Consider the following 19,663-nt stretch of genomic DNA (forward strand, 5'->3'; position numbering starts at 1 on the left):
CTCCCTTGAGGGTTATTCTTGTGATGGCTCCTGCGTTTCAGGAACGATCAAGTTTCGTCAATTCGGGAACACCTCTATCATAGAGTGTTTCCATCAGTAAAATAGTGAGCGTGGTTTTCCAAAAAAAGGCGGAATAACCATGCCTATTGATACTTAATTCGCAACGGCATATATCAATGTCAGTAGGCAATGGGCAACAGCCCGTTTAATCTTTGACGAAATTGCTACAATCTTGTGACGGATCCAAGGGTGAATATGCAGAATTATCATGCCAGCCACTCGATGGTTTCAATGGAAGAACGCCTTCGCAGCGCGGGTTTGCGCCCGACGCGCCAGCGTGTTTCGCTTGCCAGCCTGATCTATGCGCAGGGTGATCGCCATCTTTCCGCTGAAGACCTTCATGAAGAAGCTGTCCTCGCAAATGTGCCGGTATCGCTTGCGACTGTTTACAATACGCTGCATCAGTTTACCGAAGCCGGTATGCTGCGCATCATTGCGGTTGAAGGTTCGAAGACCTATTTCGACACCAATATTTCCGATCACCAGCATTTTTTCCTCGAAGGTGAAAATGTCGTGTTCGATATTCCCCATGGTGAACGTGGGCAGCCGACGGTCTCCAATATGCCGGAAGCACCGGAAGGCATGGAAATCGTCAATGTTGACATCATAGTTCGCCTTCGTCGCAAGACACGCTAGGCTTTTTGGTAAAAAATTCTAAAAAGGCGGTCTTTTGGGGCCGCTTTTTTGTTGTGTATTGTCGTGCGAAATGATTCATCCTGCCCCTATCACCTGTGAAAGGCGCATTTGAACGGGGCTTTTGGGCAAGCATTCATGCGTCGATAATGATTTGACTGGAGAGATTCATGCGTAAGTTGATTATTGCTGCTACCGCTTTTGCCCTGTTTTCAACGGCCAGTGCTTTTGCTGAAAAGATAAGAATTGGTGTCACGCCCGGACCACATGCACAGATCATGGAGAAGGTGAAGGAAGTCGCCGCAACCAAGGGAATGGAAATCGATATTCAGGAGTTTTCTGATTATGTGATTCCCAATATGGCGTTGGCTGACAAGGCGCTTGAAGCCAATTCTTTCCAGCATCAGCCTTATCTTGATAATCAGGTGGCCGATCGCGGCTTTCCGATTGAAACAGTTGCGCAAACGGTCAATTTTCCGATGGGACTCTATTCAAGCAAGCTGAAAAATATTTCGGAGCTGGCTGATGGTGCAACCATTGCGATCCCGAACGATCCGACGAATGGCGGTCGCGCACTTCTGGTGCTGGCCGATAATGGCCTGATCAAGCTTGATGCATCAAAGGGCCTGAAGGTCACAACAATTGATGTGACAGAAAACCCGAAAAACCTGAAATTTGTAGAGCTGGATGCTGCGCAATTGCCGCGTTCGCTGGAAGATGTGCAAGCTGCGGTTATCAACACCAATTATGCTTTGGAAGCAGGTCTTGATCCGGCAGGTGACGCACTTGTCCGTGAGGGCGAAAAGGCGCCTTACGTCAATGTGCTGGTTGTGCGTTCAGAAGACAAGAATGCCGAATGGGTGAAAACGCTGATCAGCACTTATCACAGCCCTGAAGTGAAACAGTTTATCGCCGATACCTTCAAAGGCTCGGTGATTCCTGCCTGGTAAGAATGAAACCTGACCCTAATAATAAAAAGCGGCTTTCGAGCCGCTTTTTTGTAATCGTCAGTCAAAAACCTCGTCCGGGTAAACGCCCCAGAGTTCCGATTGTCTGATCCAGCCGCGTGTGCCCTGAATATCCATCCGGCACCACTGGCCATTGCATTCGCGTGCGGTGCCTATAACATTTGGTTCGACTTCTGCAGCAATTCCTGATGTTTCGCTCGGATCGCGATGCATGGCAATCATTGCACCCTGATCATTTTTAAGCCATGGCGCGGTGATTGCGGTACGTTTCCCCGACAGGAGTGACTGGTAGACCCAGCCCTCTGTGCCGTCGGCATCGCGAATACGGCGCCAGTTATCATATTCCTGAATGATCTCGACAGGCAGGCCGGATTTCATAAACAGCCAAGACACTGCATAATCGCGTCCCGGCCCGATGCGCAGATTAACGCGCGCTGGCTTGAGACTGACGAAGCGCGGGACTGGCAGACCGCTGGCACCAAGCGTTGTGCCTGCCGGCGTTTGAGCCATTGCAATATGGTTATGCGGTGCAATGACCAGCAGCAATGTCATGCTGCAAATTATGGTCATCAAAAAGCGTTGCGAAAGTACCCGGTACAATATTGACCTCTCGCCGTCCTGTCACTAGTGGCAATTCCAGCATATGGGAGTTGGCGTCTGAAACTGCTCAATGAATCAATTGCGCGGTCACCCGCGTCTGCCTGCCGCTCTCGCGGTTGTGTTTTTCTTTGTCTTTGCGGCGCCAGCTTGCTAGAGATGTGCAGCTGAAGCAAAATCGCATATTGCACCTTCTTGGTTAAGGAGGTCTCAACATGTTAAATGGCAAGGCAGTTTTCTGTGAAATCTGTAAGCCTTTACGGGTAGCTTTGCTCAAGGAATGGGGTGGAGATGTCGAACAAGAAAAAGCCACTGGTGGTATTGACCCGGAAACTGCCTGATCCGGTGGAAACCCGAATGCGGGAATTGTTTGACGCGCGTCTGAATATTGACGACCATCGCATGTCGCAGCCGGAAATTATTGCTGCGATGAAGGAAGCTGATGTTCTGGTGCCCTGTATCACCGATGTGATTGATGCAGCCGCCATTGAGCAGGCTGGCCCTGATCTCAAGCTTATCGCCAATTTTGGCAATGGCGTTGATAATATCGATGTTGCAGCGGCTGCAAAGCGTGGAATCACTGTCACCAACACGGCAAATGTGCTGACTGAGGATACCGCAGATATGACGCTGGCTCTTCTGCTGATGGTGCCGCGCCGTCTGGTTGAAGGTGCCAATGTGCTTAACGAGCGCAATGGCGAATGGCCGGGCTGGTCTCCGACATGGATGCTTGGACGTCGTATCTGGGGCAAACGCCTTGGTATCGTTGGCATGGGGCGAATCGGAACGGCTGTTGCACGTCGCGCCAAGGCTTTCGGGCTTTCGATCCATTACCACAATCGCAAACGGGTCAATGCGCAGCTTGAGGAAGAGCTGGAAGCGACCTATTGGGACAGTCTGGATCAGATGCTGGCCCGTATGGACATTATTTCGGTCAATTGCCCGTCAACGCCGGCAACTTTTCATCTGCTCTCGGCGCGTCGAATCGCTTTGATGCAGCCAACGGCCTATCTGGTCAACACATCACGCGGGCAGATTATCGATGAGAATGCGCTGGTCGATCTGATAGAGCAGGGCAAGATCGCCGGTGCTGGCCTTGATGTGTTTGAGAAGGAGCCGGCAACCAATCCGCGTCTGTTGTCATTGGCTGAAAAAGGCAAGGTTGTGCTGTTGCCGCATATGGGGTCAGCCACGATTGAAGGCCGCGTCGATATGGGCGACAAGGTGATTATCAATATCAGGGCATTTTTTGACGGGCATCGTCCGCCGGATCGCGTCTTGCCGAATCGTATCTGAATTATCTTTACGGCTATGGTCGTCTGATGCGTGTGGGCAGATCATAAAGATAGGCGATTCGTTTGATCGCATCTTTAAGTGGCTCAAGCGTTACTGTCATCGTGTGGCCGCTGGCGTGAAGCAGCATGTCAGGCGAGGCGCAGATCGCTACATGACCTTTCCAGAATATGAGATCGCCGCGTTGCAAATTGGAATAGCCGGCATCCGGTTCGATGATTTTACCGATTGAATTTTCCTGCATGTCCGAATCGCGCAGAACTGATCTGCCTGCAACCCACATCGAAAGCTGGACAAGACCAGAGCAGTCAATGCCAAAGCCTGATGTGCCGCCCCACAGATAGGGTGTATGCAGCAGCGTTTCTGCAATTTTGACAAAGTCGCCGGAAGATTCGCCCAGAGGCGCAAGATGTTTTGCAATCAGCGCTTCGCCGCTTTCAAGCAGGGCATATTCAGTGCCGCGCTTTTCAGACGTGCCGGTGATTCTCACGCGCGAACCAAGCGAAAGCGCCTGAGTGTGTGCAAAACGCAGATCATTGCCGGGATAGACGAATGTGCGCGGAACGATGACCATATGTGTTGGCTCGCCCATCGGCTTTTCCAGCGCAGCTGCTGAGACATAGCCGGTATAGCCATCGCGTTCAGCCTGAACCCAGCACCAGCCGTCCTGCTCTTCAAAAACACGTACAATATCGCCAAAGATAATCTGTGTTTGCGGCCCGCTGTCAGGACGCGGTTCTGCCCGCAGGTCCGTAACCGAATCGCAGACCTGCATCAATGCTCCAGCCGTAAAGCGACTGGCTTTGATCTGACCAATCAGCCGTTCATCGGCAAGATCAGGACGGTAGGCATTGAGACGACGATCAAGCATGCTCACAATGGTAACTCCCTGGCATTGGCAATCACAAGATCCCCCAGTCTTTCGACATAAAGCGCCCCTGTGACAGTTCTCTTTACGAGTACATTTCTGCGATCTTTTTCATCACGATGCCGGGATACGAGATCAAGCGCTCCCATCGTGTCGAGTGCGCGCGTAATCACCGGCTTGCTGACATCAAGCTTTGCTGCAAGCCCACGCACCGTATGGGGCGGGGGTTCGAGATAAATGGTCAGAAGAATCGCTGTCTGCCGCGTTGTGAGGTCAGGCATTTCATCGCGCACCTGCGCCAGCGACAATGTTCTTAGCAATGTCAGTGCCTGCAATGGCTTCAGTTCAACGGGCATATTTTACGCAACGCTCAATATCGTTTCGGTTCCGTATTATTCAACGCCGTTTTCACTTTGCAGGCAAGCGATTTCACTGAGCAGGATATTTATGCTTGAGATATGCATAGACTGCACGAATGGCCTGTGCTTCCCCACCCACAGGCGAGGCAGGTTTTTCAACGGGCACCCAGCCAAAAATATCGAAATGCACCCAGCTTTTTGCTTTCTCGACAAAGCGGCTGAGGAACAGGGCAGCCGTCACCGAACCGGCAAAGCCATCGGTGGTGACATTGTTGATATCTGCCACACGTGAGGACAGTTTTTGCGCATAGGGCTGCCAAAGCGGCATACGCCACAGCGGATCGGCGCTCTCAACGGCCTTTGCGGCAATGTTTTCAGCCAGAACATCATCATGAGTATAGAATGGTGGCAGATCCGGGCCAAGCGCCACGCGTGCCGCACCCGTCAGTGTCGCCATATCGATGATGAGTTCCGGTTCTTCCTCATCGGCCAGTGTGAGCGCATCAGCCAGAACCAGACGGCCTTCCGCATCCGTATTGCCGATTTCAACACTCAGTCCCTTGCGGCTTTGCAATATATCGCTTGGCCGGAAAGCATTGCCTGCAATGGAATTTTCAACAGCCGGAATGAGTACGCGCAACCGCACAGGCAATTTTGCATCCATGATGATGGAAGCAAGGCCCAGCACATTTGCAGCTCCGCCCATATCTTTTTTCATCAGCAACATGCCGCTTGCTGGCTTGATGTCGAGACCGCCCGTATCAAAACAGACGCCTTTGCCAACCAGCGTGATCTTTGGATCGCTGTCCTTGCCCCATTGAAGATCGATAAGACGCGGCGCAATACTGCCTGCGCGACCAACCGCATGAATCATCGGGAGATTCTGTTCAAGAAGCGCTTCACCTTCAACGGTGCCAAGAGACGCGCCATTTTTAAGTGCAAGATCACGTGCAGCCTGTTCCAGTGCATCCGGGCCCATGTCGTTGGTCGGCGTGTTGATGAGATCGCGTGCAAGCGTCACTGCATAGGCGATACGTTTGACTTCAGACGCATCCACATTGTCCGGCACGGCCAGACGGATCACCTTGTCGTTGCCCTTGCGGTAACGCGTGAAATTATAGCCGCCCATCAGAAAGGCAAGGGTTACGAGTTCTGCATGATCTGGTCTGCCTTCAATATGCCACTCACCCTCGGGCAATCCGCGTGCAAGCTTTCCGGCAAGCAATTGTGACTGTCCGCCTTGCTCCGCCTCACCTGTACCAAAAAGCGCACCTGCAATCGTGCCGTCTTTACTGGGGAGTATGAGAACACGACCTGCCTCACCGTTAAAATCATTGGCCTTTGCCCAAGCGCTAGCATCCGGCGCAAGCCCCGCCTGATCGATTGCATTCTTTCCGATAAACCAGACAGGGCGGCTATCGGCTGATTTCGCAGTAATGATTTCAACGGTCATGACATTCCTCGGCGATTAAAATACGAACCAATCAATAAACAAATAGCCAGCTGGCGTGAACCGGCTGGCTATTCAAATCTCTATGAGGTGAAATAACTCAGTTTCGTTCGGTCATCTGAATTTGTGCTGCCTGATAGTCAAAGGCAGAAGCAGGCTTGCCGGCAAAAAGTGCCATGCCACTGATGACAGCAATAATTGCAAGCGCAGCGATGAGTGTGCATTCAATCATCGCTGCACCTGATCTGTTTTTAAAGAAGCGCGTCATCAAAGCCGGCATATTATTTACCCTGAACTGAAGTCTCGTTGGGGTTCCTTTTAGTGCCTGCCAATTGTGATGAGTTTAAGAAATAAGGAAAATAAAACCTTAATATAGCCCGGCTTCTGCTTCGATGTGGTTTGGGTTAACGGATGGCAAATGCCGGCAACTGGCATTATATGACCCTGACAGCTTGTTTCTTTTCTGCCTGAAAGATGAAAAATGCCCGAATTGCCAGAGGTTGAAACTGTTCGCCGTGGTCTGGAACCTTTCATGGAGGGTTCAAAGATCGAAAAGATCGAGCAGAACAGGCCCGATTTACGGTTTCCTTTTCCGGATCATTTTGCTGAACGCCTTTCGGGGCGGCACATCAAATCTCTCGGGCGACGGGCAAAATATCTGACGATACATCTTGATGACGGGGTGTCGGTGATTTGTCATCTGGGCATGTCCGGTTCATTTCGAATCGAGGCTGATGACACGCAAGCCATGCCCGGCGGCTTTCATCATGAGCGATCCAAAATCGCTAAACATGACCATGTGGTTTTTCATCTTTTATGCGCAAATGGCTCGACAGCGCGGATTATTTATAATGATCCGCGGCGCTTCGGTTTCATGCTTCTTGCAGAAGATGGTGCTCTTGATGAACATCCTTTTCTTAAAGATCTGGGAGTTGAACCAACGGGCAACAGCCTTTCAGGTGAATTGCTCGGCTCACTCTTTGCAGGCCGAAAGACACCGCTTAAAACAGCGCTTCTCGATCAGCGGCTGATTGCTGGCCTTGGCAATATCTATGTCTGTGAGGCGCTGTGGCGCTCACATCTGTCACCGATGCGTGCAGCCGGTTCCATTGTTGATGACACAAATCTTCTCAACCGTCTGGCTGAAGATATTCGCAATGTGATTGCCGAGGCGATCAAAGCCGGTGGATCAAGCCTGAAAGACTATATTCAGGCTGATGGTGCACTTGGTTATTTCCAGCATTCGTTCTGTGTCTATGGACGAGAGGCTGAGCCCTGTCGCGCACCGGGCTGTAGCGGTATTATTGAGCGTGCGGTACAGTCGGGTCGTTCGACATTTTTCTGCGCATCCTGCCAAAGTTGAGGTTTAGCGAACCTTGCCAAAGCGAGGCAAGCGGTTCAACTTGGCTGCAAGATACGAACAGATTAAGGGGAAGAGGCTTTTCATGGCTTATGAAACGATTGTTGTAGAAACCCGGGGTGGCGTAGGGCTTATCCGTCTTAACCGGCCACAGGCGCTCAACGCGTTAAACAGCGTGGTTCTTGAAGAGCTGACCGAAGTTCTGGGCACGTTTGATGCGGATGGCAAAATCGGCGCAATCGTTCTTACAGGCTCTGAAAAGGCTTTTGCGGCGGGTGCCGATATCAAGGAAATGCAGCCGATCAATTTCGTCGATGCCTATTTGCAGGACATGTTCGCCGACTGGCGCAAGGTCGATCGGGTGCGTAAGCCAATCATTGCGGCGGTTTCAGGCTATGCTTTGGGGGGCGGCTGTGAGCTGGCCATGATGTGCGATTTTATCATTGCTGCCACCAATGCCAAATTCGGCCAGCCGGAAATAACCCTTGGCATCATGCCGGGCATGGGCGGCTCACAGCGCCTTGCACGCTTTGTCGGTAAATCCAAGGCGATGGATATGTGCCTGACGGGACGGATGATGGATGCGCAGGAAGCCGAGCGCTGCGGTCTGGTTTCACGACTTGTTGCACCGGAAGAACTGATCGAGGAAGCACTGAAAGCCGCCGAGCGTATCGCATCCTTCTCACAGCCATCGGTGCAGATGGTAAAAGAATCGGTCAACCGTTCGTATGAAACCACCCTTGATGAGGGATTGCGGTTTGAACGCCGTCTGTTTCATTCGCTTTTTGCAACACAAGACCAGAAAGAGGGCATGTCGGCTTTTATCGACAAACGCACGCCTTCATTCAAGAATCGCTGATTTTATGTGTTTATTTGGCCGCGCTGATCTTTGCAGAGGCAGAAAAAATTGCCGGAAGGCCGTATATCCGGCCTTTTGGCAGGTGTTGCGATCAGAATCCTCGTTGACGTGAACTCAAAGCTGATCTATAAGCCCGCCACGGATCGGCGGCCCTAGGCACTATGGCTGCCCTAGAGGTTTTGTGCCCGACGGTTATTGACCATGGGCTGCTGACAGAAAAAGAGAGGCATTTATGGCCAATACTCCTTCGGCCAAGAAGGCAGTGCGCAAGATCGCTGCCCGCACCGAAATCAACAAGTCGCGTCGTTCGCGCGTTCGCACATTTCTCCGCAAGGTTGAAGATGCGCTTTTGAGCGGCGACAAGGAAGCAGCATCGATTGCATTCAAGGCAGCTGAGCCTGAACTGATGCGCGCTGCTTCAAAGGGCGTTGTTCACAAGAACACTGCTGCACGTAAGGTCTCTCGCCTTGCTGCACGCGTTAAGGCTTTGAATGCTTGATATAGCCTAAATTTAAAACTGGATTTTAGAACCCGGCTTATTGTTAGCCGGGTTTTCTCTTTTTGAGCATTTTTCGAATGCCGGATAACATTGTTTTTGAATAATATTTTTTAGTATTCTTGCATGTTTATGCAAAACGGCTTCAGGAAATATGAAGGGATTAATAGAATTTCTCTTATTTTTTCAAAAGCTTGCAGAATATTATCCACATTTATCCACAGGGGCTTTGCAGGACTCGGAAGGGCTATTGAGTCAAGAAGATTTTTAAAAATTATTTTCTCAGAGGAGATATCGCGGTCTCCTAAAAAAACGCCAATCAAAACACATTGAATCCAAAGGCCTTATTTCTTTTGCACCCGATTCCCTTCATCGGCAAACATGCATTGCAAGCCTTGATCGAAGAAAAAACTACAGATTCGAGGCTTGCTCTTTGCTGCAAGGCTTCGCTAAGGTTAAGCCATAAGAGGGTAGGCCTTGAGCCTGGAGTTAGCATTAAATCAATAATTTGTCGGCGTGGGCAATCTTGCCTGCGATAGCTAAATTCTGGTCTTAAGTTCCTGTTCCTATTAAGTTTGTCATCTTTTGATGATTGCTTACTATTCATTAACTGGAATGCTGCTTTAGGCACATCCTCGTCAATTGAATGGTTGTCGCCAGAGTCGTTTGAGGCAATTGGCCTTGAGCAGGAATGGCAGCCTGATGAGCAGGGATTATATGTGTCTGAACACCGGGCCGGAAAGGAGAGCTTGGACATTGGTCCATGATCGATGTTTGAGGCAGTGATTTTTGAGTTTGTGTCTGACCTTCCTGGATGAAGTGTCAGTTTGAAATGAGTATCCGCGAGGTGGCTGGATCACATGATCAGCTAACCTTATGCAGGAAATAACGACAAGCGCCGTAAAAATGGCGCGTAAGAATGTGAAGGCAGGCGAGACGATGGCAATGATGACCGATAAGTCGGCGGCAACGATGGGTGATAATGCGCATGCGAACCGTATCCATGGATCTTCTGCAACAAGAAAAGAAAACGGCCTTGTGGTGAGTGCCGAAAATACGCTGAATGATGATGCCTTTGAACGCCTGACTGCAAAGCTCAAAGCACGTGTGGGCAGTGAGATTTATTCGAGCTGGTTTGGCCGTCTCAAGCTTGACGATCTCTCCAAGAGTGTTGCGCGCCTTTCTGTTCCGACTGCTTTCCTTCGTTCATGGATCAACAATCATTATTCCGAATTGTTGACCGAGCTCTGGCAGGAGGAAAACCCGCAGATTCTTAAGGTCGAAGTGGTCGTGCGCGGCATGAGTCGCGTTGTTCGCACCGCGGCACCTGTTGAAACGCCGGAAGCCGTCGAAGCCAAATCGCCTGTCACTATGCGTGAAAAGATGGTGTTTCCTGTTGGTCAGCCTAGTGCTGAAAAGCGGGGTTCTGCTGTGGTTGCCGATTCGGTTGCAGCATCAGGTGCTGTGCTCGGCTCTCCCCTTGATCCACGTTATACGTTTGATTCTTTCATTGATGGCGCTTCTAATCGCGTTGCTCTTGCGGCCGCCCGCACCATTGCAGAAGCAGGCTCAAGCGCCGTGCGCTTCAATCCGCTTTTCATTCATGCATCCGTTGGCCTTGGCAAGACTCACCTTCTTCAGGCTATTGCCGCAGCAGCTCTCCAGCGTCAGGAAAAAGCACGGGTTGTCTATCTGACGGCTGAATATTTCATGTGGCGTTTTGCAACGGCCATCCGCGATAACAATGCCCTGTCCTTCAAGGAACAGCTGCGCGACATCGATCTTCTGGTTATTGATGACATGCAGTTCCTTCAGGGCAAATCGATCCAGCATGAGTTCTGTCATCTGCTCAATACATTGCTCGACAGCGCCAAGCAGGTTGTGGTTGCGGCTGATCGTGCGCCATCGGAACTGGAATCTCTGGATGTTCGTGTCCGTTCGCGTCTTCAGGGCGGTGTGGCACTTGAGGTTGGAGCGCCAGATTATGAAATGCGCCTTGAAATGCTGCGTCGTCGCTTGACCGCAGCTCAGGTTGAAGATCCGAGCCTGAATATTGAAGATGAAATTCTGGCCCATGTTGCCCGTACAGTGACAGGATCGGGCCGCGAACTGGAAGGTGCATTTAACCAGCTTTTGTTCCGCCAGTCTTTCGAGCCGAATATTTCTATCGACCGTGTTGATGAATTGCTTGGGCATCTCACCCGTGTGGGCGAACCAAAGCGTATTCGTATTGAAGAAATCCAGCGCATTGTTGCCCGTCATTATAATGTTTCAAAGCAGGATCTTTTGTCCAATCGCCGCACGCGTACCATTGTGAAGCCGCGTCAGATTGCCATGTATCTGGCCAAGATGATGACGCCGCGCTCGCTGCCTGAAATTGGCCGCCGCTTTGGTGGACGCGATCATACGACTGTTCTTCATGCCGTGCGCAAGATCGAGGATCTGGTTGGTGCTGATGGCAAGCTGGCGCAGGAGCTTGAGCTGTTGAAGCGCCTCATCAATGATCAGGCTGCTTGATTAAACAGGCTTGGCCACTGTTTTGGTGGTTATCAACAAAAACGCCCACGCACTGACCTTTCGTCGCGTTGCGTGGGCTTGCTTTTAGGCACAAAAATCTGCCACTTTAGCAAACCTTCTGGCGCTCTGGCGCCTTATTGATGGGGGCGTCTGCCCATTGCGCAGTTGCCCTGTCCTAGAGAGCGAGTGCGTTTCAATATGCGTGTAACCCTGGAACGGTCGAACCTTCTTAAGTCCCTTAACCACGTCCATCGTGTGGTGGAGCGGCGCAACACGATTCCAATTCTTTCCAATGTGCTTTTGCAGGCCGAAGGTGCAAGCCTTGCACTCAAAGCAACTGACCTTGATCTTGAGGTCAATGAAGCAACCGCAGCCATGGTGGAACAGGCGGGTGCAACGACGGTTCCTGCACATCTTCTTTATGACATTGTGCGCAAGCTGCCGGACGGCGCTGAAGTGATGTTGGCCGCCAACCCCGATGGCGGCTCGATCTCGGTTATTTCCGGGAAATCCTCTTTCCGTTTGCAGTCGCTGCCCCAGTCTGACTTTCCGGAATTGACAGCCGGCTCTTTCACGCATTCTTTCCGCATTGATGCGCAGGCTTTGAAGCGTTTGATTGATCGCACGCAGTTTGCGATCTCGACGGAAGAAACCCGTTATTATCTCAATGGTATTTATTTCCATGCTATTGAAAGTGACGGTGCGCTGAAGCTGCGTGCAGTTGCAACCGACGGGCACCGTCTGGCCCGTGCCGAGCTTGAAGCGCCGGCAGGGACCGAAGGCATGCCGGGCATTATTATCCCGCGCAAGACGGTCGCTGAACTTCAGAAGCTCGTTGATGTACCGGATACGATTGTTTCAGTCGAACTTTCGGACGCAAAAATTCGCTTTACTGTTGGCTCGGTAGTTCTGACATCAAAGCTTATCGATGGCACATTCCCTGATTATCAGCGGGTGATTCCTTCGGGCAATGACAAAAAGCTGACTATCAGTCGTCAGGACTTTGCTGCATCCGTTGACCGCGTATCGACAATTTCCAGCGAGCGTGGACGTGCGGTAAAACTCTCCATTGCTGATGGCCAGCTTACCCTGACGGTTAACAATCCTGATTCGGGCAGCGCGACCGACGAACTCGCAGCAGATTACGATGCTGATCCGATCGATATTGGATTTAACTCGAAATATCTGCTCGATATCACCAGCCAGCTTTCAGGCTCTGATGCTATTTTCATGCTGGCCGATGCCGGCTCGCCTACGCTGGTTCGTGATACAGGCGATGAAGACGTGCTCTATGTTTTGATGCCGATGCGCGTTTAAGCTCTGAACACTGGTCGTGAGTATTTCTGAAACCATTACAAGCCGCCCGGATCGTGTCTTCGTCCGGCGGCTTAAGCTTGTCGGTTTTCGCAACTATGCAGAGCTTACGCTTCCGCTTGGTTCCGGTCATGTGGTGCTGACGGGTGAAAATGGGGCAGGCAAAACCAATCTGATTGAAGCTGTTTCCTTTCTGTCTCCAGGCAGAGGGTTGCGACGCGCTTCTTATGATGATGTTGCATCTGCAACGGCACAGGATGGTTTTGCCATTCATGCCATGCTTGACTGTATGATCTATGGCGATGTTGAAATCGGCACAGGTACCGCAGGGGTGAGCGAAGGCGGGCGCAAGGTTCGTATCAACGGTAATACTGCATCAAGCGACGAATTGCTCGATTATGCACGTATTTTATGGGTTGTCCCCTCAATGGATGGCTTGTTTACCGGTGGCGCTTCCGAAAGGCGGCGGTTTCTTGACCGTATGGTGCTGGCCATTGATACCGGCCACGGCAAACGGGTGCTCGATTATGAAAAGGCCATGCGTTCGCGCAATCGTCTTTTAAGTGACGCAAACAGCGACAATCAGTGGCTGGATGCGATTGAGAGCCAGATGGCCGAGCTTGGCATTGCCATTGCTGCGGCGCGTGCCCAATGTATGCAGCTGATTGCAGCGATGATTGAACGCCTGCCTTCTGAGGGACCATTTCCCAAAGCGGATTGCTTTCTTGAAGGTTCGCTTGAGCAGCGTATAGGTCTTGAAGCAGCCCTTGATCTGGAAGAGGATTTTCGCCGTATTTTGCGCGATGGCCGTATGCGTGATCGCTCAGCCGGGCGCACGCTTGAAGGCCCGCATCGCACTGACCTGATTGTCCAGCACCGACCCAAATCCATGCCTGCCGCTCTCTGCTCTACCGGCGAACAGAAAGCGCTGTTGATCGGTCTCATATTGGCCCATGCAAGACTGACCGGAGAACTGTCCGGCATGGCACCGATTCTGCTTCTGGATGAGATAGCCGCCCATCTTGATACGGGGCGGCGTGCGGCACTGTTTGGCATTCTCGATGATTTGGGCGGACAGGCTTTCATGACCGGCACTGATCAATCACTGTTTGAAGCGCTTGAGGGTGACGCGCAGTTTTTCAATGTTGCGGCAGGCAAATTGACAAGGATTTGAAAATAGTCGCTGACAGCGCAGTGCAGCAGGCTTATGCTTGAACATTATGAACGTATCCTCAAAGCCTTTTTCATCTGAAGAACTCGAGCGCTATGCGCGCCATATCGTGCTGCCGGAAATCGGTGGGCCGGGTCAGCAGAAGCTCAAATCTGCCCGGGTGCTGATTGTTGGTGCCGGTGGGCTTGGTGCGCCAGTCGTGCAATATCTGGCAGCAGCAGGTATTGGCACGTTGGGTATTGTTGATGATGATACGGTTTCGCTTTCCAATCTGCAAAGACAGGTGATCTTTGATACGCAAAGCATTGGTCAGGCGAAGGTGGAGAGTGCCAAAGCATCTATTGCCCGGATTAATCCGCATGTGCATGTTGAAACCCATGCATTGCGTCTGGATAGCGACAATGCACAGTCGTTGATTTCAGAATATGACGTGGTGGTCGATAGTTCGGATAATTTTGCCACCCGCTATACGCTGGCAGATGCTTGCGCCCTGGCAGAGCGTCCGCTGGTAACGGGGGCTATGGGGCGCTTTGATGGTACCGTTACAGTGCTGATGCCTTATGCAAAAGGCGCTGACGGTTTGCAAAATCCGTCCTATCGCGATCTGTTTCCCGATATGCCACCACCGGGCACTGTACCGACCTGTGCGCAAGCAGGTGTTCTTGGTGTTTTGCCGGGGGTGATTGGCAGTTTGCAGGCTATGGAAGTCATCAAGCTGATAGTGGGGATTGGCGAACCATTGGTTGGCAGGCTCCTGCTTTACAATGCGCTGAATGTGCGTTTTGAAACCATTCGCTACAAGGCCCGTAAACCCAAATGATATAATGATGCGTAAGAAATTTGGATGCGCAAGATATTTGCGCATCATGTCTGGTGTCCTGAACCTAATATTGTGTGGTCCGGTCAACCACATTTTCCAGCGTTCCATCCCGTTCAAAAGCTTCAATCTGGCGGATGATTAATGGAACGATTGCGTTCGCTGATGAGCTGGCCGCAGCATGTGGAGTGATTGTCACCTTCGGATGCGCCCAGAGTGGGTTGTCGGCAGGCAAAGGCTCCTGATTGAACACGTCAAGCGTCACTGCCGACAGCAATCCGCGATCAAGGGCGGCCAGAATATCGGCTTCATTCTGCAAACCGCCACGACCTGCATTGATCAATACAGGCGCACCAAGCGGCCCATCACTTTTCAATTGCGCAAACATGGACATAGACAATATGCCCTTGGTGTCTGGCGTCAAAGGCAGCAGGCAGACAAAAATATCGGCGCTCTTGAGGAAGGATGTAAAACCGTCCTTGCCGTTAAACGTTTGAACACCGTCCAGCTCCTGTGGGCGGCGGCTCCAGCCGCTCACATTGAAACCCAGCATTTTGAGCTTTTCGGCGGCATCGCGCCCCAATACGCCAAGCCCCATAATGCCGACAGTGACTTCATGCGCTGCCGGCTGGCGCGGGTCTTCGTGCCAGACGTGATTTTTCTGCTGCTTGCGATAGTTTGCACCAAGGCGATGATGATCAAGCACCTGCCAGACGACATATTCGCTCATACGCATGGTGAGATCATCGGAAATAACACGCACCAATGGCACATCCGGGATATGCGGATCGTGGAAGACATGATCAACACCGGCGCCCAATGAAAAGATCACTTTGAGATTGGGCAGATTGGCGAGCGATCCGGGCTTTTGTTTCCACACAAGCGCGTATTCAATGCTGGGATCATTATCTGCATGATCGGTTACGACAATGCGTTCAGGCGCATGGGCCTTGAAACTGTCGATCCAGATGGATGGATCCCAATTGGTCAGAGATAAAAATATCTTTTTATGATCAGATGTCATTGTTTTATTCCTCCCCCGGTCGCTTCCATATGGAAAGCTGCCGCCATCAGCGCTTTGGTATAGTCGGTTTTGGGATTGGCAAAGACTTCCTTTGACGTTCCATATTCAACCGCCTTGCCATTGCGCATGACCAGCACATCATTGGCCAGTGCCCGCACCACTTTCAGATCGTGACTGATGAAAAGATAAGCGAGTTCATGCTTCTTTTGCAATGCACGCAAGAGATCCACCACCTGCGCCTGAACACTCATATCAAGTGCCGAGGTCGGCTCATCCAGCATTACGAATTTCGGGTTGAGCACCATGGCGCGTGCAATAGCGATACGCTGGCGCTGGCCACCGGAAAATTCGTGCGGATAGCGAAAGCGGGTTTGCGGGTCGAGATTGACTTCTGCAAGTGCTGCCACCACCCGCTCATCACGTGCGTCAGCGGAAAGCTTTGGTTCATGCACCAGAAGCCCTTCCGCAATAATATCCGCAATGGTCATGCGTGGGCTGAGTGAACCGAACGGATCCTGAAACACGATCTGCATTTCACGCCGCAGCGGACGCATATCCTTGAAGCTGAATTGCGCAATATCGCGGCCATCAAAACGAATTTCGCCTTTTGATGAAATCATGCGCGAAAGTGCGAGACCAAGTGTCGTCTTGCCCGAACCCGATTCGCCCACCACGCCAAGCGTCTGGCCTGCACGCAGTTTTACATCAATACCATCCACCGCCTTCACATGATCGACTGTCTTGCGCAGAAAGCCTTTCTTGATCGGAAACCAGACACGGATATCCTTGCCTTCCATCACCGTTTTAGCGCTGAGATCGGCTACGGGTGGTTCGCCCTTTGGCTCTGCTGCAAGCAGGTGCTTGGTATAGTCATGCTGCGGATTATCAAAGATTTCTTTTGTTGGTCCCGTTTCGACAATTTTACCTTTGCTCATCACGCAAACCCGGTCGGCAATCTTGCGCACAATGCCAAGATCATGGGTGATGAACAGCATCGACATGCCCTGCGCTCTTTTAAGCTCGGCAAGAAGCTCCAGAATCTGCGCCTGCACCGTTACATCAAGCGCCGTTGTCGGCTCGTCTGCAATCAGCAGTTTTGGCTTATTGGCAAGCGCCATGGCGATCATCACACGCTGACGCTGGCCGCCGGAGAGCTGGTGCGGAAAGGATGCGAGACGCTTTTCCGGTTCGCGGATACCAACTTCTTCGAGCAGTTCCAGCGTACGCTTGCGTGCCGCCTGATCACCCATGCCCTGATGCATTTTCAGGATTTCAGTGATTTGCTGTTCCACCGTATGCAGCGGATTGAGCGAGGTCATCGGCTCCTGAAAGATCATTGTCACGTCATTGCCGCGCACACGCCGCAATTCAGGCTCGGATGCCTTCATCAGATCCTTGCCGTTGAAGATAATCTCACCGCAAGGATGACTTGCTGCCGGATAGGGCAGAAGCTTGAGGATGGAGAGCGCTGAAACCGATTTGCCGGAGCCTGATTCTCCCACCAGCGCGACAGTCTCCCCTTGCGCTATATCGAAGGAAACGCGATCAACGGAAATCCGTTCTTCCCCATTCTGGCGGAAAGCGACAGAAAGATCGCGAACGCTGAGCAGAGGATTTTTTACTGATCCACTCATTGAAATGCCTTTCGTGGATCGAATGCGTCACGTGTTGCTTCGCCGATGAAAATCAACAGCGACAGCATGACAGAGATCACCACAAAGCCGGTTATACCAAGCCATGGCGCCTGTAGATTGTTTTTGCCCTGAGCAAGCAATTCACCAAGTGAAGCCGAGCCGGGTGGCAGACCAAAGCCAAGGAAGTCGAGGGCGGTCAGCGTTGTGATCGAACCATTGAGAATGAATGGCAGGAAAGTCAGCGTTGCCACCATCGCATTGGGCAGCAGGTGCCGCCACATGATCGTGCCATTCTTCACGCCAAGCGCACGCGCTGCATTGACATATTCAAAGTTTCTGGCACGCAGGAATTCGGCACGGACAACGCCGACAAAAGCCACCCATGAAAACAGAAGCATAATGCCCAACAAGACCCAGAAACCGGGCGGTAATATCGCAGCAATGATCAGCAAGAGATAAAGCACAGGGATTGAGGACCAGATTTCAATCACCCGCTGGAAGATCAGATCGACCCAGCCGCCGAAATAACCTTGTACGGCACCCGCTGTCACGCCAATGACTGCGGAAAAAAAGGTGAGAATAAGCCCGAACAGCACGGAAATACGGAAGCCATAAAGCGCACGCGCAAACACATCTCGCGCCTGATCATCGGTGCCAAGCCAGTTGAAGTTGCCAAGAATACAATTGGGATCATTCACACCGAGCGGATAGCGCTGGCAGCGCTGTTCTGCTGTGTAAAGCCAGAATGGTTTGGAGGGCGCAGCTTCAGGAATATCATTATTGACGGTGTTGTAGGAATAGCGGACCGGCGGCCATAGCGCCCAGCCATTGCTGTTTATCTCGTCCTGAATAATGGGATCGCGATAATCGGTGACGGCATAAAAACCGCCGAATTTTTCTTCCGGGTAATCGACGAAAACAGGTGTCAGCAACTCGCCCTTATACGAAACGAGAATCGGCTTGTCATTGGCGATAAACTCAGAGCAGAGTGCTGCCACAAGCAAAAACAGGAAAATCCAGAGCGACCAGTACCCGCGCTTATTGGCCTTGAAATTCTGCCAGCGGCGTTTGTTGAGCGGCGAGAGAAACGGGCGCTTTACCGGCTTTATGGAAGGGGTGAGAGTGGTATCTGTCATCACACATCCCTCCGGTCAAAGTCGATGCGTGGATCAATCCATGTATACATCAGATCAGAGAGCAGGCCGACCAGAAGCCCGATCAGCGAGAAGATAAACAGGCTGGCAAATACCACAGGGTAATCACGATTGATAATTGATTGATAGCCAAGAAGCCCCAGACCATCGAGCGAGAAGATCGTTTCAATCAGCAGTGAGCCAGTGAAGAAAGCCGAGATGAAAGCGCCCGGAAAACCGGCAATGACGATCAGCATGGCATTGCGGAACACATGGCGGTAAAGCACCTGATGTTCGGTTAATCCTTTGGCTCGAGCCGTGGTTACATATTGTTTGCGGATTTCTTCCAGGAATGAATTCTTGGTCAGAAGCGTTGTCGTGGCAAAGGCTGAAAGCACCAGCGCCGTCACCGGCAAGACCATATGCCAGAGATAATCGCCAATCTTTCCCCATAGTGACATTTGCGCAAAATCAGGCGAGGTGAGGCCACGCAGCGGGAACCAGTCAAAGAATGAGCCACCGGCAAAAAGCACGATCAGCAGGATTGCAAACAAGAAGCTCGGAATAGCATAGCCGACAATGATGATGGCGCTGGTCCATGTATCAAAGCGCGTACCTTCCTTGATTGCCTTGCGAATACCAAGCGGAATCGAGATCAGATAGGACAGGAAAGTGAGCCAGAGACCAAGCGAGATTGATACGGGCATCTTTTCTTTGATGAGGTCGATCACGCTGATGTCACGGAAATAACTGCGGCCAAAATCAAAGCGCATATAATTCCAGAGCATATGTCCAAAACGTTCCAGCGGCGGCTTGTCGAAACCGAATTGCTTTTCAAGATCGGCAATGAATTGCGGATCAAGACCCTGTGCACCGCGATATTTGGAATTGACTGATCCGCTGTCTATTCCCATTTGTCCGGCATCGGCACCGCCGCCGGAAATACGGTCGAGAGCATCGCCCCCTTGGCCGGAGAGCTGCGCAATGACGCGCTCGACAGGTCCACCGGGTGCGAATTGAACAACAGCAAAAGAGATGGCCATGATGCCGAGGATTGTCGGGATCATCAAAAGCAGGCGGCGTAAAATATATGCGCCCATCAGCTCTCAC

20 protein-coding genes are annotated in these 19,663 nt (G+C 51.6%); 11 read left to right on the forward strand and 9 right to left on the reverse strand.

Features of this window, described 5'->3' with window-relative positions; translation table 11 throughout:
* The first annotated feature begins 255 nt into the window (after positions 1-255).
* Together irrA and FHY56_RS08640 are read left to right on the forward strand one after the other, a co-directional pair.
* Positions 256-696, forward strand: coding sequence for an iron response transcriptional regulator IrrA (irrA, locus tag FHY56_RS08635; protein WP_140904767.1), 441 nt, complete (start codon positions 256-258; stop codon positions 694-696).
* 167 nt (positions 697-863) lie between these two features.
* Entirely contained in the window at positions 864-1,643 is a 780-nt protein-coding gene (locus tag FHY56_RS08640; protein WP_140904768.1) for a MetQ/NlpA family ABC transporter substrate-binding protein, read from the forward strand.
* 57 nt (positions 1,644-1,700) lie between these two features.
* Here FHY56_RS08640 and FHY56_RS08645 read toward each other — a convergent pair whose 3' ends face one another.
* Positions 1,701-2,261, reverse strand: coding sequence for an SH3 domain-containing protein (locus tag FHY56_RS08645; protein ID WP_168927601.1), 561 nt, complete (start codon positions 2,259-2,261; stop codon positions 1,701-1,703).
* A 212-nt stretch (positions 2,262-2,473) separates the two neighbouring features.
* Between FHY56_RS08645 and FHY56_RS18275 the strand changes: the two genes are divergently transcribed.
* Positions 2,474-2,599: a hypothetical protein gene (locus FHY56_RS18275; protein WP_268898908.1), complete on the forward strand. Its 126-nt coding sequence runs from the start codon at positions 2,474-2,476 to the stop codon at positions 2,597-2,599.
* Positions 2,550-3,554 carry a 2-hydroxyacid dehydrogenase gene (locus tag FHY56_RS08650; protein WP_140904770.1) on the forward strand — a complete coding sequence of 335 codons (1,005 nt, stop codon included), beginning with the start codon at positions 2,550-2,552 and terminating at the stop codon, positions 3,552-3,554. Before FHY56_RS18275 ends, FHY56_RS08650 begins: the two co-directional genes overlap by 50 nt.
* A 13-nt stretch (positions 3,555-3,567) precedes the next feature.
* Here FHY56_RS08650 and FHY56_RS08655 read toward each other — a convergent pair whose 3' ends face one another.
* The 4 genes from FHY56_RS08655 to FHY56_RS08670 form a co-directional block, all read right to left on the reverse strand.
* Positions 3,568-4,422, reverse strand: coding sequence for a C40 family peptidase (locus tag FHY56_RS08655; protein ID WP_193556775.1), 855 nt, complete (start codon positions 4,420-4,422; stop codon positions 3,568-3,570).
* Positions 4,423-4,424: 2 nt separating this feature from the next.
* Complete coding sequence (locus FHY56_RS08660; RefSeq protein ID WP_140904772.1) at positions 4,425-4,775, reverse strand: MarR family winged helix-turn-helix transcriptional regulator; 351 nt, start codon at positions 4,773-4,775, stop codon at positions 4,425-4,427.
* Between the two features lie 73 nt (positions 4,776-4,848).
* The gene (locus FHY56_RS08665) at positions 4,849-6,231 is read right to left on the reverse strand and encodes a leucyl aminopeptidase family protein (RefSeq protein ID WP_140904773.1); all 1,383 of its coding nucleotides are present in this window, start codon (positions 6,229-6,231) and stop codon (positions 4,849-4,851) included.
* A gap of 97 nt (positions 6,232-6,328) precedes the next feature.
* On the reverse strand, positions 6,329-6,508 hold the full coding sequence (locus FHY56_RS08670) for a Flp family type IVb pilin (protein ID WP_140904774.1): 180 nt from the start codon (positions 6,506-6,508) through the stop codon (positions 6,329-6,331).
* 201 nt (positions 6,509-6,709) lie between these two features.
* On the opposite strand from FHY56_RS08670, the gene mutM reads away from it, so the two are divergent.
* The 7 genes from mutM (at position 6,710) to FHY56_RS08710 (ending at position 14,765) form a co-directional block, all read left to right on the forward strand.
* On the forward strand, positions 6,710-7,591 hold the full coding sequence (mutM, locus tag FHY56_RS08675; protein ID WP_140904775.1) for a bifunctional DNA-formamidopyrimidine glycosylase/DNA-(apurinic or apyrimidinic site) lyase: 882 nt from the start codon (positions 6,710-6,712) through the stop codon (positions 7,589-7,591).
* Positions 7,592-7,673: 82 nt separating this feature from the next.
* A complete protein-coding gene (locus FHY56_RS08680; protein WP_140904776.1) occupies positions 7,674-8,447 on the forward strand; it encodes an enoyl-CoA hydratase in 774 nt (257 codons plus the stop codon).
* Between the two features lie 232 nt (positions 8,448-8,679).
* On the forward strand, positions 8,680-8,946 hold the full coding sequence (rpsT, locus tag FHY56_RS08685) for a 30S ribosomal protein S20 (protein ID WP_140904777.1): 267 nt from the start codon (positions 8,680-8,682) through the stop codon (positions 8,944-8,946).
* 942 nt (positions 8,947-9,888) lie between these two features.
* Positions 9,889-11,460, forward strand: a complete 1,572-nt coding sequence (gene dnaA, locus FHY56_RS08695; protein WP_140904779.1) for a chromosomal replication initiator protein DnaA — start codon at positions 9,889-9,891, stop codon at positions 11,458-11,460.
* A 198-nt stretch (positions 11,461-11,658) separates the two neighbouring features.
* Positions 11,659-12,777, forward strand: coding sequence for a DNA polymerase III subunit beta (gene dnaN / locus FHY56_RS08700; protein ID WP_140905021.1), 1,119 nt, complete (start codon positions 11,659-11,661; stop codon positions 12,775-12,777).
* Positions 12,778-12,793: 16 nt separating this feature from the next.
* On the forward strand, positions 12,794-13,948 hold the full coding sequence (recF, locus tag FHY56_RS08705) for a DNA replication/repair protein RecF (protein WP_140904780.1): 1,155 nt from the start codon (positions 12,794-12,796) through the stop codon (positions 13,946-13,948).
* Positions 13,949-13,994: 46 nt separating this feature from the next.
* Positions 13,995-14,765 carry a molybdopterin-synthase adenylyltransferase MoeB gene (locus FHY56_RS08710; RefSeq protein WP_140905022.1) on the forward strand — a complete coding sequence of 257 codons (771 nt, stop codon included), beginning with the start codon at positions 13,995-13,997 and terminating at the stop codon, positions 14,763-14,765.
* Between the two features lie 64 nt (positions 14,766-14,829).
* Here the strand turns inward: FHY56_RS08710 and FHY56_RS08715 are convergent, their stop codons facing one another.
* Genes FHY56_RS08715 through FHY56_RS08730 form a run of 4 tightly spaced genes read right to left on the reverse strand, consistent with a single transcriptional unit; the run spans position 14,830 to position 19,653 of the window.
* On the reverse strand, positions 14,830-15,786 hold the full coding sequence (locus FHY56_RS08715) for a 2-hydroxyacid dehydrogenase (RefSeq protein WP_140904781.1): 957 nt from the start codon (positions 15,784-15,786) through the stop codon (positions 14,830-14,832).
* Positions 15,783-17,420 (reverse strand): ABC transporter ATP-binding protein, encoded by a 1,638-nt coding sequence (locus FHY56_RS08720; RefSeq protein ID WP_140904782.1) that lies wholly within the window; start codon positions 17,418-17,420, stop codon positions 15,783-15,785. The genes FHY56_RS08715 and FHY56_RS08720 overlap by 4 nt, the downstream gene beginning before the upstream one ends.
* On the reverse strand, positions 17,417-18,556 hold the full coding sequence (locus FHY56_RS08725) for an ABC transporter permease (RefSeq protein ID WP_140904783.1): 1,140 nt from the start codon (positions 18,554-18,556) through the stop codon (positions 17,417-17,419). The genes FHY56_RS08720 and FHY56_RS08725 overlap by 4 nt, the downstream gene beginning before the upstream one ends.
* Positions 18,556-19,653, reverse strand: coding sequence for a microcin C ABC transporter permease YejB (locus FHY56_RS08730; protein WP_140904784.1), 1,098 nt, complete (start codon positions 19,651-19,653; stop codon positions 18,556-18,558). Before FHY56_RS08730 ends, FHY56_RS08725 begins: the two co-directional genes overlap by 1 nt.
* Between the last annotated feature and the right edge of the window lie 10 nt (positions 19,654-19,663).

This window comes from Brucella gallinifaecis (assembly GCF_006476605.1).
Classification (GTDB): domain Bacteria; phylum Pseudomonadota; class Alphaproteobacteria; order Rhizobiales; family Rhizobiaceae; genus Brucella; species Brucella gallinifaecis.